Annotated in this window: 11 protein-coding genes; 6 read left to right on the top strand and 5 right to left on the bottom strand. The window is 60.7% G+C overall.

Going from position 1 to position 14,091, the window contains the following annotated elements:
* Positions 1-91 precede the first annotated feature (91 nt).
* The 5 genes from AB4N84_RS09210 to AB4N84_RS09230 all read right to left on the bottom strand — a co-directional run bounded on the left by AB4N84_RS09210 (position 92) and on the right by AB4N84_RS09230 (position 7,191).
* Positions 92-1,360, bottom strand: coding sequence for an OprD family porin (locus AB4N84_RS09210; RefSeq protein ID WP_460046073.1), 1,269 nt, complete (start codon positions 1,358-1,360; stop codon positions 92-94).
* Positions 1,361-1,612: 252 nt separating this feature from the next.
* The gene (locus tag AB4N84_RS09215; protein WP_341845441.1) at positions 1,613-1,762 is read right to left on the bottom strand and encodes a hypothetical protein; all 150 of its coding nucleotides are present in this window, start codon (positions 1,760-1,762) and stop codon (positions 1,613-1,615) included.
* A gap of 243 nt (positions 1,763-2,005) precedes the next feature.
* Positions 2,006-3,112, bottom strand: coding sequence for an agmatine deiminase (gene aguA / locus AB4N84_RS09220; protein ID WP_460046074.1), 1,107 nt, complete (start codon positions 3,110-3,112; stop codon positions 2,006-2,008).
* Between the two features lie 5 nt (positions 3,113-3,117).
* On the bottom strand, positions 3,118-3,996 hold the full coding sequence (gene aguB, locus AB4N84_RS09225; RefSeq protein WP_460046075.1) for an N-carbamoylputrescine amidase: 879 nt from the start codon (positions 3,994-3,996) through the stop codon (positions 3,118-3,120).
* A 276-nt stretch (positions 3,997-4,272) separates the two neighbouring features.
* Positions 4,273-7,191 (bottom strand): aminotransferase, encoded by a 2,919-nt coding sequence (locus tag AB4N84_RS09230; RefSeq protein WP_460046077.1) that lies wholly within the window; start codon positions 7,189-7,191, stop codon positions 4,273-4,275.
* A 280-nt stretch (positions 7,192-7,471) separates the two neighbouring features.
* Here AB4N84_RS09230 and rfbB point away from each other — a divergent pair, with 280 nt between their 5' ends.
* The 6 genes from rfbB to AB4N84_RS09260 all read left to right on the top strand — a co-directional run bounded on the left by rfbB (position 7,472) and on the right by AB4N84_RS09260 (position 13,890).
* Positions 7,472-8,551: a dTDP-glucose 4,6-dehydratase gene (rfbB, locus tag AB4N84_RS09235; RefSeq protein WP_460046079.1), complete on the top strand. Its 1,080-nt coding sequence runs from the start codon at positions 7,472-7,474 to the stop codon at positions 8,549-8,551.
* Complete coding sequence (rfbA, locus tag AB4N84_RS09240) at positions 8,548-9,423, top strand: glucose-1-phosphate thymidylyltransferase RfbA (protein WP_460046080.1); 876 nt, start codon at positions 8,548-8,550, stop codon at positions 9,421-9,423. Before rfbB ends, rfbA begins: the two co-directional genes overlap by 4 nt.
* Positions 9,420-9,965, top strand: a complete 546-nt coding sequence (gene rfbC, locus AB4N84_RS09245; RefSeq protein ID WP_460046081.1) for a dTDP-4-dehydrorhamnose 3,5-epimerase — start codon at positions 9,420-9,422, stop codon at positions 9,963-9,965. The genes rfbA and rfbC overlap by 4 nt, the downstream gene beginning before the upstream one ends.
* A 283-nt stretch (positions 9,966-10,248) precedes the next feature.
* The gene (locus AB4N84_RS09250; protein WP_460046082.1) at positions 10,249-12,063 is read left to right on the top strand and encodes a sensor histidine kinase; all 1,815 of its coding nucleotides are present in this window, start codon (positions 10,249-10,251) and stop codon (positions 12,061-12,063) included.
* Entirely contained in the window at positions 12,060-13,439 is a 1,380-nt protein-coding gene (locus AB4N84_RS09255) for a sigma-54-dependent transcriptional regulator (RefSeq protein WP_460046083.1), read from the top strand. Before AB4N84_RS09250 ends, AB4N84_RS09255 begins: the two co-directional genes overlap by 4 nt.
* Positions 13,426-13,890 carry a thioesterase domain-containing protein gene (locus tag AB4N84_RS09260; RefSeq protein WP_460046084.1) on the top strand — a complete coding sequence of 155 codons (465 nt, stop codon included), beginning with the start codon at positions 13,426-13,428 and terminating at the stop codon, positions 13,888-13,890. Before AB4N84_RS09255 ends, AB4N84_RS09260 begins: the two co-directional genes overlap by 14 nt.
* The last annotated feature ends 201 nt before the right edge of the window (positions 13,891-14,091 follow it).

Genomic DNA, 14,091 nt, shown 5'->3' on the forward strand with positions numbered 1-14,091 from the left:
TGTTAACGGAATACCCGCCGGGGAAACAAAAACGCCCCGATCTCTCGACCGGGGCGTTTTTCTACAGCGTCAGCTCAACCGCCGTTCAACATCAGAAAACGTTGATCGGGTAGTCGATGAAGATACGGGTTTCGTTACCGCCGACGTTGTATTGATCAACATCGTTGGACACGCGCAGCCACGAGTTACGCAGGCGCAGGGACAGGTCCTTGGCCGGGCCGCTCTGCACAACGTAGCTCAGCTGGCTGAACAGTTCGCGCTCTTCGCCACGACCACGGTCGGTGCCGTCGTCGATGTTGTCGCCGCGCACGTAGGCCACTTTGTAGCTCAGGCCTGGGGTCACAACGGTGGCGAGGTTGACGCCATAACCCAACTGCCAGGAGCGCTCGTCCTTGCCGTTGAAGTCAGACCAGTAGGAGTTGGCCAGGTAGATGCTGTTACCGCCATCGCCAGTGCCGCCGTTGTTACGGTAGCCGCCATAGGCGTAGCCGGTTTCACCGGTGCTGCGCTGATGCGCAATGGTGAAGGAGTGGATGCCGACAGCCCAGGTCGCCGCCAGGCTCCAGATCTTGTTGTCACGCGCGTCGTTGGCAGCAAAATCCTTGTCCAGCTTGGTCTTGTAGCCGTTGAAGTCGAACGTCAGCGACTGGTCTTGTGGCAGCGCCCAGACGTAGTTCAGGTTCACGTACTGCTTCTTCAGCACGTCTTCGTCGTCGGAGGAGTAGTACGCACCGCTGAAGGCGTCGGTGAATTTGTAAGCAGCACCCCAGACGTTGATGCTTTTCAGGTCGCCACTGTCACGGCCTTCGGCGCTCTTGCGGGTCTGGGCGGTGAAACGGCCAGCCACCAGCTTGAGGTCCTTGATCTCTTCGGAAGTGATCATGGTGCCGGTGTAGCTCTCTGGCAGCAGACGCGAGTTGTCGTAACTCAGCACCGGCAGCTCGGGCATCATGTCGCCGTATTTCAGGACCGTGTTGGAGACGCGGAATTTGACCGCACCGCCGAAGCGCTGCAGATCGTCAGCCGCGTTACCGCTGTCGCCCTGTTTGAAGAAGTCGATACCGCCCGCACCGCTCTTGCCCTTGCCGCCGTCCAGACGCACCGCGTACAGACCGAATGCATCCACGCCGACGCCGACAGTGCCTTGGGTGAAGCCGGACGAGTAATTGGCCATGAACGCCTGGCCCCACTCGGAGCGGTCGTCAGGTCCGTTCTTGTAATCGCGATTGATGTAGGCGTTACGCAGATTGACCTTCAGGCTGCTGTCTTCGACGAAGCCCTTGGCGTCTGCCTGGCCGTCCGCCATGGCGTGAGTGGCGGCGATGATGCCCAGAGCGAGCAGGCCGATACGCTGTTTCATCTTGTTGTCCTTGTGAGCAGATTAATCGCGCGCTGTGGCAAATACCCAGACAGGTAATTGCGTCCTCCGAATCTGATAACAGTCCCGGAAGCCCGCACGAAATCATCGCAGTGGACGACTGATGCACGTACATGGCGCTTGGCCACAGGCGGTGGAGGCGCGAATGCTATCCCCGGCCTACAAGAGTGTCAATTTGACGAACGCCAAAACGACGTGCGGCACGCCTCCCCAGACCTGGGAGAGGCGAACACATCAGTTGTGAAGGATGCCCAGCAGCGCTTCCATCTCGGCATCGTTGATCAAGCCGCGTGGATAACGCTGAGTCAGCATCGCCCGATAGTCCGGAGCCTGCCGTTGTTCCTGTGGGCGTGGAGCTTGGGTTATCCGTAACCAGTCCGCCATTATCTGCCGTGCTTCACTGCTCGCAGACAAACCTCGAGTCACACGTGACTGCTGACCTGCGTTCATAGGGATAACCTCTTGTGTCCTGGACTGCGAAATCTAAACAGCTTTTGTTACAGACGGACGAAACGGGTCACCGTTTTGCACGACCTGTGCGCTGTTTCGCCGGGTAAACGTGAAAACGCTACCCACAAAAAAACCCATCGTCCGATGGGCTTTCAAGACAGCAAGAAGCGAACCAACTCAGCGACGGTATGGCGCCGGTTGTTGTTGGGTCAGGCAGTGAATATTGCCGCCGCCCAGCAGCAGCTCGCGCCCTGGCACCATGACCACCTCATGCTCGGGGAACAGACGCTGGAGGATTTCCCGTGCGGTTTCGTCGAGCGGATCGTTGAAACTCGGGGCAATGATGCCGCCGTTCACGATCAGGAAGTTCACGTAGGAACCCGCAAGACGCACCGATGGGTTGCGTTCCTGGCTGCCGTGCACCTGATCAACGCCCGCGCACTCTTCTTCCGTGGCGAACAATGGGCCCGGGATCGGCATCTTGTGAACGACGAACGGACGGCCTTGTGCGTCTTTTGCATTTTCCAGGACGGCCATTGCCGCCTGGCAGCGCGGGAAGTTGGGGTCTTTCGGGTCGTCGGTCCAGGCCAGCAGCACTTCACCGGGGCGCACGTAGCAGCAGAAGTTATCCACATGCCCGTCGGTTTCGTCGTTGTACAGCCCGTCCGGCAACCAGATGATCTTCTCGACGGACAAGTGATCGCGCAGCACGGCTTCGATTTCTTCGCGCGACAGATGCGGATTGCGGTTGCGATTAAGCAGGCATTCTTCAGTGGTGATCAGCGTGCCTTCACCGTCAACGTGGATCGAGCCGCCTTCCAGCACGAAGCCCTCGGTGACGTAGCGCGGGCAGCGTTCGATTTCCAGAACCTTTTTGGCCAGGGCCGAGTCCAGGTTCCACGGGGAATACAAGCCGCCATCGAAACCACCCCAGGCGTTAAACGCCCAGTCCACGCCGCGCACTTCGCCTTCATGGTTGATGACAAACGTCGGGCCGGTGTCGCGCACCCAGGCGTCATCGTTGCTGATCTCGACGACACGGATGTTCGGCACGTCCAGCCGCGCGCGGGCGTTGTCGTACTGTGCGGCCGAGACAGCGACGGTCACCGGCTCGAAACGGGCGATCGCTTTGGCGACGGCAACGTGGGCGGTCTGCACCGGCTTGCCACCGAGACGCCAGTTATCCGGGCGCTCTGGCCAGACCATCCAGGTCTGGGTTTGCGGCGCCCATTCGGCGGGCATGTAGAAGCCATCGGCGCGCGGTGTGCTGTTAAGCGTGGTCATGTCAATCAGGACTCCAGTGAACCGTCGAGGGTTTTCAATGCGCCATACAAGTTGGGACGACGGTCACGGAAGGAGCCCCAGGCGCTGCGGATGTGTTCTAGTTCGTCGAGGTCGAAGCTGTGCACCAGCACGCCCTCTTCGGTTTGATTGAGTTCTTCGACCTTTTCGCCGAACTGATTGGCAATGAACGAGGAGCCGTAAAACGTGATGTCGTAGCCGTCCTGTTCTTCGTGACCAATGCGGTTGCTGGCGATCAAAGGCATCAGGTTAGCGCCAGCGTGGCCCTGTTGCACGCGTTGCCAGTGATCCCGCGAGCTGATGGTTTTGTCGTGGGGCTCGCTGCCGATGGCGGTCGGGTAGAACAGAATCTCGGCCCCGAGCAACGCCATGCTGCGCGCGCACTCCGGAAACCACTGGTCCCAGCAGATGCCCACGCCGATCTTCGCGTAACGCGTGTTCCAGACCTTGAACCCGGTATCCCCCGGGTTGAAGTAATACTTCTCGTGGTAGCCGGGACCGTCGGGGATGTGGCTTTTGCGGTAGATGCCCAGATTGCTGCCGTCCGCATCGATGATCGCGATGCTGTTGAAGCGTGCCCGGCCGGCCAGTTCATAAAAGCTGATGGGCAGCACCACTTGCAGCTCTCTGGCGACCTTTTGAAAATGAGCGATCGCGACATTGGTCTCGGTCGGCGTCGCCAACTGCAGGTAGTCCGGGTTGGGCTTCTGGCAGAAGTACGGCGCCTCGAAGAGCTCTTGAATCAAAATGATCTGCGCGCCCTTGGCGGCGGCTTCACGCACCAGCCTTTCGGCCGTTTCGAGGTTGGCTTCCAGATCCCACGAACAGGCCATCTGGGTAGCGGCGACAGCAACGATGCGACTCATGAAAATCCTCCGGCGGCAGATGCGAAAGGCTGATCACCCTAACAGGCGAGCGATGACAATCTGGCCGTCTTTATAGCCGATAAAAATCGGCTTTAGAAGCTATTCATAGAGGTAAATGAATAATATTTGGAATTTAAACCGATATTAATCGGCGAAAGACTCCCCTGTGGGAGCGAATTCATTCGCGATTGGCCAGGACGGTCAATACATCTCCATCGCCTGAAGACTTTTCGCGAATGAATTCGCTCCCACAGGAATCAAGAGCGCCGGAGTCAGCTAACCCTCCAGTTCGCTCAACACCTTCGAGACATGGTCGACAAAGAAGTCGACACTGCGTCGGGTGGTGACCATCGGCGGCTTGATCTTGAGGATGTTCAGGTAATCGCCGGTCGGCTGCATGAAGATGCCCAACTCCCGCAAGCGGTCGCACAGGTAAGTGGTTTCTTCGGTAGCGGGCGCCAGCGTCTCGCGGTGACGCACCAGTTCAAGGCCCAGATAGAACCCCGAGCCGTGAACCGCGCCGACCAGCGGATGTTTATCGATCAGCGCCAGCAGTCGCTCCTTGAAGTAACCACCCACCACCTGAGCGTTTTCCCAGAGCCGTTCTTCTTCCATGACGTCCAGCACCGCCATGCCGATCCGGCAGCTGACCGGGCTGCCGCCCGAGGACGAGAAGAAATACCCCTCGGCTTCCAGCGCTTCGGCAATCTCACGGCGGGTGATAACCGCACCCAGCGGATGGCCGTTGCCCATGCCCTTGGCCATGGTAATGATGTCCGGGATCACGCCCTGCTCTTCAAAGCCCCAGAAGTAATGACCGAGGCGGCCGTAACCGACCTGTACTTCGTCGGCGATGCACACGCCGCCCTGGGCGCGCACCTTCTGATACACCTGTTGCAAGTAACCCGGCGGCAGTGAAATACCGCCCGCGTTGCCATACACCGGCTCGCAAATGAAACCCGCCAGCTGACGTCCCTGCTCGGCCAGCCGAGCCAGATGCGCGTCGACGCTCTGCAGATAGAACGGCGTGCTGTCCGCACCCCGTGCTTCGCCACGGTAGGTGTTCGGCGCAACGACCGGATGCACCCAGTCAGGACGCGTGCTGAGGGCTTGCGGGTTGTCCGCGATGGACGTCGAGATCGCGTCAGTGGCCACCGACCAGCCGTGATACGCCTCAAGCACGCTGAGGACATCTCGCCCGCCGCTGTAGGCCCACGCCAGACGAATCGCCAGATCGTTCGCTTCCGTGCCGCTGTTGACCAGAAACACCCGGTCCATGCCTTCAGGCGCCAGCTTGAGCAAACGCTCGGAGAACTCGGCAATGGCCGCGTAATGGAAGCGCGAGTTGGTGTTGAGCAGCGACCACTGTTTGGCCGCCACCTGCGCCATGCGCGGATGACCGTGACCGAGCACGGCCACGTTGTTGAGCATGTCCAGGTACGAACGGCCCTGCATGTCGATCAAATGGTTGCGCCAGCCGCGCTCGATCTGCGGCGGTGCCTGGTAATAATGTTTCTGCGACCGGGCAAAGCTGGCGTCGCGACGGGCGAGCAGGTGTGCAGCGTCCTCCAGAGGCGGCGCGTCGCACTCGAAGCCCAACAGACCTTGAGGCGATGGACACAGACTGCGCCATGCTGCGGCGCGCGAAGGCGTACAGAACAACGGCGGGCTGACGTCCGGCTCCGAACACAACTGCACGATCAACGAACCGCCGCCCTGCCCGATCACGTCACCGGCGCCGAATTCCACGCCGGAGTCGAAATCAGAGCGCACGCCCCACACACGCAGGTTCGATTCTGCGCCCACCAGCATCAGCGCGCCGTCGGCGGTGTGGCGCAACGTGCCGTGAAACGGGGCATGCACGGCGGTGCCATGGGGGATCACCACCTCGACATGCAGCGCAAAAGTGTCCGGTTCGCGAGCGCTGTCAGGCAGGGTTCTCGACAGCCGATACTCCCCGTAACGGCTCGCAGCCAGGCCCTGTGCGTGGGCAGTCTCTTTGAGCAACTGCTCATCAATCCCACTCTGTTCCCAGTTCCCCGCATTGAAATGCTCGCTGAGCACACCCAGGTCGACCGTCGTAAAGGCTTGCCCGTTCAGGCTTGGCAATAAGGGGGAATAGGTCTGCGCATCGTCTTGCCCTTCGAGCAAACCGACGGCGTCCAGAACCGCTGCGTTCATCAGCGCGATCGGCACCGAGGTCGCCACGTCGAAGATGTTCCATTCGCTGGCAAGGTTGGCCTGAATGTATGCGTTATCGGGCTCGATGCTGGCTTGCTGCTCACTGCTGAGCACCAACACGGCCGAGCGGGCGACGATCAGCGGCCACAGTGCCTGCAACTCTTCCAACTGCAGGGGATTGATTGCGTGATAGGCCTGGATCGCAGGCAGGATGTACAGAGGATCGCCCTCGGCGTGATGCAGCAACGCGGCGCAGGTCACTGACAGATCGGCGATGCGCCAGGTGCGTACCAGATCACCAAAGTCGATCAAGCCCTGTAGCTGCCACATGGCATGACCATCGCGTGCCCAGACAACGTTGTACTCGGTGATGTCCATGTGAATCGCCTGCACCGGCAGCGCTGCAATCAACGGCAGCAAATGCGCGTGTGCCTGCTCGGCAGCCTCAGCGATACAGGCCCGTTTCTCAGAACTGTCGATCACCGGCAGCAAGTGCTTGATCAACGCGCTCGCGTGGCGCGGGTCCCACTGCAGGATGCGCTCAAGCCCCGGATGCTCGAAGTTTGCCAACGCCACATCGACCTGGGCGCAGAGCTCGGCCAGCCCGACCATGACGTGCCGACTCAAATGCTCGACGTGGGCCAGCGACTGTCCGTCGATGAACTCCAGCAAACGCACGTGCACGGCATGACCGCCAACGTCCACGGACAACAGATCCTTGCCGTTGAGGGCGCTCATCACGCCCGGCACCCGAACGTTGGACTGGCTGCCTAAATGTCGCAGCGCCGCGTGCTGGGCATCCAGTTCCGACGTCGCGTAGTCACCGTGGCAGATCTTCAACACGTAACGCCGGCCATCGCCGCCGTCGAGCAGGAAGTTGCGGTCCTGATGACTGCCCAGCTCTTTCAACGAACCCGCCAGACCGTAATGCGTCGACAGCAACTCGGCAGCGTCATTCATGCTGATTTCCGGGCAAGGCAGACTGGATCGACGAATCAAGGTAGCGAGCGGCATGACAGAGGGTCCCGAGGACGAGGTTGGACGCGCAATATCGCCAGTTGCTGACGGGATTGGCAACCCCGACCGCGTTAAACCCATGAAATTCCAACAACGGCCGACAGATAGCGGGCCCGTTACAGGAATGAAACAGTCGCGACGGTTTTATGACGCTTTTAGGGTCCGGCCATCAATTAATTTCATGGCCTCTGGGCGGTTTGTGCCTTGCGCCTGTCACCGCACAGCCACAAGCTATGCTTCGTTATCTTGACGTCCATCCAGGGAAGAAGGTTTAGCTATGCGAATACTTGTCACCGGTGGCGCGGGTTTTATCGGTTCTGCGCTGATCCGCCATTTGATCAACAACACCGACCACGACGTACTGAACTTCGACAAATTGACCTACGCAGGCAACCTCGAATCGCTGCAGAGTATCGTCACCAATACCCGCTACGAATTCGTGCAGCAGGACATCGTCGACCAGGCCGCCGTCAGCAAGGTACTCGCCCGCTTCAAGCCCGATGCGATCATGCACCTGGCAGCCGAGTCTCACGTCGACCGCTCGATCGATGGGCCGGGTGAGTTCATCCAGACCAACATCGTCGGGACCTACAGCCTGCTGGAGGCGACGCGCGGCTACTGGCAAACCTTGCCCGAAGCCGAACGTGCCGCGTTCCGCTTCCACCATATCTCCACCGACGAAGTGTACGGCGACCTGCATGGTGTCGATGATCTGTTCACCGAAACCACGCCGTACGCCCCCAGCTCACCGTATTCCGCCAGCAAGGCGGCGTCCGACCACCTGGTACGCGCCTGGCAACGCACCTATGGCCTGCCGATCGTGGTGACCAACTGCTCGAACAACTACGGGCCGTTCCACTTTCCGGAAAAACTCATTCCGTTGGTCATCCTCAACGCACTGGCCGGAAAACCGCTGCCGGTTTATGGCAACGGCCTGCAGGTGCGTGACTGGCTGTTCGTGGAAGATCACGCCCGCGCGCTGCTCAAAGTCGTGACCGAGGGCAAGGTCGGTGAGACGTACAACATCGGTGGCCACAACGAGCAGAAGAACATCGACGTGGTACGCGGCATCTGCGCGCTGCTCGAAGAGCTGGCACCGGAGCAGCGCAAAGGCGTGGCCCACTACGCGGATCTGATCACCTACGTGACTGATCGCCCGGGCCATGACATGCGCTACGCCATCGACGCCAGCAAGATCGAACGCGAGTTGGGCTGGACGCCAGAAGAAACATTTGAATCAGGGCTGCGCAAAACCGTGCAGTGGTATCTGGACAATCTGGAGTGGTGTCGTCACGTGAAGGACGGCAGCTACCAGGGCGAACGCTTGGGCACCCACGTGAAGGATCTGATCGCATGACCAAAGGAATTGTACTGGCGGGCGGTTCGGGCACGCGCCTGCACCCCATCACCCTCGGCGTCTCCAAGCAACTGCTGCCGATCTATGACAAACCGATGATCTACTACCCGATCTCGGTGCTGATGCTGGCGGGCATCAAGGACATTCTGGTCATTTCCACCCCGCTGGACCTGCCGCAGTACCGAGCCCTGCTCGGCGATGGCAGCCAGTTCGGTGTGAATTTCCATTACGCAGAACAGCCCAAACCTGATGGCCTGGCGCAGGCTTTCCTGATTGGCGAGGAATTCATCGGCGACGACTCCGTGTGCCTGATTCTGGGCGACAACATCTTCCACGGTCAGCATTTCAGCGATCAGCTCAAGCGTGCCGCGAGCCATCCGGCCGGTGCAACGGTGTTCGGGTATTGGGTCAAGGACCCCGAACGTTTTGGTGTAGTCGACTTCGACGAGAACGGTCAGGCGCTGTCCATCGAGGAGAAACCCAAGTCGCCGAAATCCAGCTACGCGGTGACCGGCCTTTACTTCTACGACAACGAAGTGGTCCAGATCGCCAAGGACGTCAAGCCGTCGCCCCGGGGCGAGCTTGAAATCACTGACGTCAACAACGCTTATCTCAAGCGCGGCGACCTGCGCGTCGAGCGCTTCGGCCGTGGCTTCGCCTGGCTGGACACCGGCACGCATGACAGCCTGCTGGACGCCTCGCAATACGTGCAGACCATCGAGCATCGCCAAGGCCTGAAAGTCGCGTGTCTGGAAGAGATCGCGTATCAGAACGGCTGGATCGACAAGGCTCATCTGCTCAGCCGTGCTGACTATTTCGGCAAGACCGGCTACGGTCAGTACCTGTTCAAAATTGCAGGGGAAAGCCAGTGAAAGTGACCGTGAGCAAGTTGCCTGAAGTCCTCATCATCGAGCCGAAAGTATTCGGTGATGAGCGTGGCTTCTTCTACGAGAGTTTCAACGCCAAGACGTTTGCCGCAGAAACCGGAGTTACCACCCCGTTCGTGCAGGACAACCACTCACGCTCACAAAAAGGCGTATTGCGGGGCCTGCATTATCAAATCGAAAACGCCCAGGGCAAGCTGGTGCGCGTGACCGCAGGCAAGGTGCTCGACATTGCGGTGGATATCCGCCGCAGCTCGCCGCGTTTCGGCAAATGGTTCGGCCTTGAGCTGTCAGCGGAAAACGCCAAACAGCTGTGGATTCCACCGGGCTTCGCTCACGGGTTCGTCGTACTCAGTGACAACGCCGATTTCCTCTACAAGACCACTGACTACTACACCCCCTCGGCCGAGCGCTGCATCCGCTGGGACGATCCGGACCTGGCCATCGACTGGCGTTTGAGCGAGGCACCCACGCTGTCCGCCAAGGATCAGGTCGGCAAGCTGCTTAAAGAGGTGGATCTGTTTCCATAAGCCCGTGTGCCGGGCCAAGCATTGCGCCATCCCGCCAGATTGGCATGACGCAATGCTGGAGTGCTTAGCTCGGCAGCGGTAGGCATAATGGGCCAACTCGATGCTGAGCGGCCCCGTCCGAATCACTGCATCGTCTGAACTGGCGCTATCGCGAGCAAGCTCAGTCCTACATGGCGTTACATCTGCCTCTGTGGGAGCGAGCTTGCTCGCGAAGAGGCCGGCTCAGACGACACTGATCCGCAGACTTCACGCCGGCATCGCAACGGACCCACCGGGCGATTTAATGACCAGCACCTCCTCTCTCCCACGCCGCCCTCGCTGGCGCAGCCTCGCGTTGCTGGCGCTGATCCTGGCGCCGTTGCTGTGGCCGCTCGAACGCCTGGCGGAGCATTACTACCGCAACGAGCTGCTGAGCCAGAATCGCCAGACGCTGGACCTGTACGTCGCCAACCTGCTGGGTACGTTGCACCGCTACGAAACGCTGCCGCAGATCCTCGGTGATCTGCCCGGCCTTCGGGCGACACTGGCCAACCCTCAGGACTCCGCAGCCCAGAACAACGCCAACCAACTGTTGAAGAATATTGCGCAACAGACCGGCGCCGAAGTCATTTACCTGATGGCGCCCAATGGCGACACGCTGGCGGCCTCGAACTGGGACAAACGCGACAGCTTCGTAGGCCGCAATTTCGCGTTTCGGCCCTATTTCAGCAACGCCATGGCCGGCAATCTCGGGCGCTTCTTCGGCCTGGGCACGACCTCAGCCAAACGGGGCTACTTCTTTGCGGCCGCCGTGCGCGAGGGCAATACCGTCATTGGCGTATTGGTGGTCAAGGTCGACTTGGACCTGACCGAAACCCTGTGGGGCAAGACGCCGGAGCAGCTGTTGGTCACTGACCATAATGGCGTGGTGATCCTGACCTCCAACCCCAACTGGCGATTCCGTGCGACGCGCCCGCTCAGCGAGGAAGAGAAGCAGGCAATCGTGGCCATCCAGCCCTACCCGACCCGAGATCCACGCCCTTTGCAGCTGGATGACAATGGCTGGCTCACCCAGACCCAGCACATCGACGAAACCGGCTGGAGCGTGAGCATCCTGGCGCCGAAGGTGCTGGTGTCGCGCCCGGTGCGCACGGTCGTTGCCATCGGCGGTGCCACATTGCTGGTGGTGATGCTGTTGCTGGGCATCATGATGCAGCGCCGTCGTCATTATCTGGACCGTATCAATTTCGAGGGCAAGGCACGGCGAGACCTGGAAGTGCGGGTCGTCGAGCGCACGGCCGATCTGGAGGGTTTGAACCGACGGCTGCGCCAGGAAGTGCTGGAGCGCGAGCACGCGCAGCAGGAGCTGTTCCGCGCGCAGGACGAACTTGTTCAGGCCGGAAAACTGTCGGCGCTGGGCACCATGTCGGCCAGCATCAGCCACGAACTCAATCAGCCGCTCGCGGCCATTCGCAGTTACGCCGAGAACGCTGAAGTCTTGCTGGATCATCAGCGCACCGAAGATGCGCGGGGCAACCTCAAACTGATCAGCGAATTGACCGGGCGCATGGCCTCGATCATTGCGCACCTGCGGGCATTTGCCCGGCGCGACCGCCATGCGCCGGAAAGCGTAGCGCTGCAACCGGCGCTGGACGATGCCCTGGCCCTGCTCGCCAAGCGGCGCAGGGCGATGGACGTCGAGCTGATCCGCGACCTGCCGGACGCCACGCTGTGGGTTCAGGCCGGCGAAACGCGTTTACGTCAGGTCCTGGGTAATCTGCTGGCGAACGCACTGGATGCCCTCACCGAAAAAGGCCCGCCGCGCAAACTGTGGATCAGTGCCGAACACAACGCCGAAGGCGTGAATCTGTACATTCGCGACAACGGTCCGGGCTTCTCTCGTGAGGCGCTGGAACATGCCCGCGAGCCGTTCTTCACCACCAAGACCCGCACGCAGGGGTTGGGCCTTGGCCTGGCGATCTGCGATACCCTGATGCGCGCCCTGGGCGGCGAATTGTTGTTCGCCAATCACCCCGAAGGCGGCGCACTGTTGACGCTGCGTATGCGCACCGGCGCTTCAGGGGTCAGCCTTCAACCGCCAGAGGATCTATCTGCATGACCACGGACACCGCCATCGACAGCCGGATTCAGGTTGTGCTGATCGACGACGACCCGCATCTGCGTCAGGCGCTGAGCCAGACACTGGATCTGGCCGGACTGAAAATCCTTCCATTGAGCGACGCCACAGGCCTGCAGGCACGCATCGAACGTGACTGGCCGGGCGTGATCGTCAGCGATATCCGCATGCCGGGCATCGACGGGCTTGAACTGCTGAACCAGCTGCACGCTCAAGACCCGGAGTTGCCGGTGCTGCTAATTACCGGGCACGGGGATGTGCCGCTGGCGGTCCAGGCGATGCGCGCGGGCGCTTACGACTTCCTTGAAAAGCCGTTCGCCAGCGATGCGTTGCTCGACAGTGTGCGACGCGCGCTGGCGCTGCGACGACTGGTGCTGGACAACCGAAGCCTGCGCCTGGAACTCAGTGATCGTCAGCAATTAAGCACGCGATTGGTCGGGCTCTCGACGCCGATTCAGCGCCTGCGCGATCAGATTGGCGCACTCGCCGCGACCAAAGCCGATGTGCTGATTCTGGGTGAAACCGGCGCGGGCAAAGAGGTCGTTGCCCGCGCGCTGCATGATCTGTCCAATCGCCGGGCCGGGCCGTTCGTGGCCATCAATGCCGGTGCGCTGGCGGAATCGGTGGTGGAAAGCGAGCTGTTCGGGCACGAACCCGGCGCGTTCACGGGCGCGCAGAAACGGCGCATCGGCAAGTTCGAATTCGCCAACGGCGGCACGCTGTTTCTCGATGAGATCGAGAGCATGAGCATGGACGTGCAGGTGAAACTGCTGCGCCTTTTGCAGGAACGCGTCGTCGAGCGACTTGGCGGAAACCAGCAGATTCCGCTGGATATCCGGGTCATCGCGGCGACCAAGGAGGATCTGCGTCACGCAGCCGATCAGGGCCGCTTCCGCGCCGACTTGTATTACCGGTTGAACGTGGCGCCGCTGCGCATTCCCCCGCTGCGCGAGCGTGGCGAAGATGCGCTGGTGCTGTTCCAGCACTTTGCCGATGCCGCGAGCCTGCGCCATGGGTTGCCTCGCCATGAGCTGCAACCGGGCCATCGGGCGATGTTGCTGCGCCACACCTGGCCAGGCAACGTGCGTGAGCTTCAGAACGCCGCCGAACGTTTCGCGCTGGGCCTGGAGCTGGAACTGGAAGGTGCCGCCCACGCGAACATGCCGTCGTCGAGCGGCGGCCTCAGCGAACAGGTCGAAGCCTTCGAGCGCGCCTTGATCGCCGCCGAACTCACCCGCCCTCACAGTTCGGTACGCAGCCTCGCTGAAGCGCTCGGTGTGCCCCGCAAAACCCTGCACGACAAGCTGCGCAAACATGGGCTGAATTTCAGCGGCGGTGGTTCCGATGACAACGAATGACCCAACATCGCAAATGCTGGAAGACGTTCTGCATCAGGACATTCCCCTGACCCGCGACATGGGCGTCAAGGTCATTAGTTGGCAGAACCACTCGTTGCGCCTGCACTTGCCGCTTGAGCCCAACATCAACCACAAGAGCACGCTGTTTGGCGGCAGCTTGTATTGCGGCGCGGTATTGGCGGGTTGGGGCTGGTTGTACTTGCGCTTGAAGGAAGCCGGGATCGAAGACGGGCACATCGTGATTCACGAGGGCCAGATCAGCTATCCGCTGCCCGTCAAACGCGACGGCGTGGCCATCTGCGATGCACCGGATGACGCGACCTGGGACAAGTTCGTGAAAATGTACCAACGCCGTGGCCGTGCGCGGTTGGCGTTGAACACCCGGATTGTGGCCGAGGGCTCCGAGGATTCAGCAGTGGAATTCGTGGGGCAATACGTGCTGCATCGCTAAAACCGGAATTTGATATCTGTCTCTGTCTCTGTCTCTGTCTCTGTAGGAGCGTGGCTTGTCCCGCGATCGGCTGCGAAGTAGTCGCCAATCCGGCAATTGCGGTATTCCTAAATGATCGCGACTGCCGATTTTACTGCCGCTTCGCGGCAGATCGCGGGACAAGCCACGCTCCCACGCCCTCCGGGCAGAAGCAGAGTCGCT

It is taken from the genome of Pseudomonas sp. S2_H01, assembly GCF_054668305.1.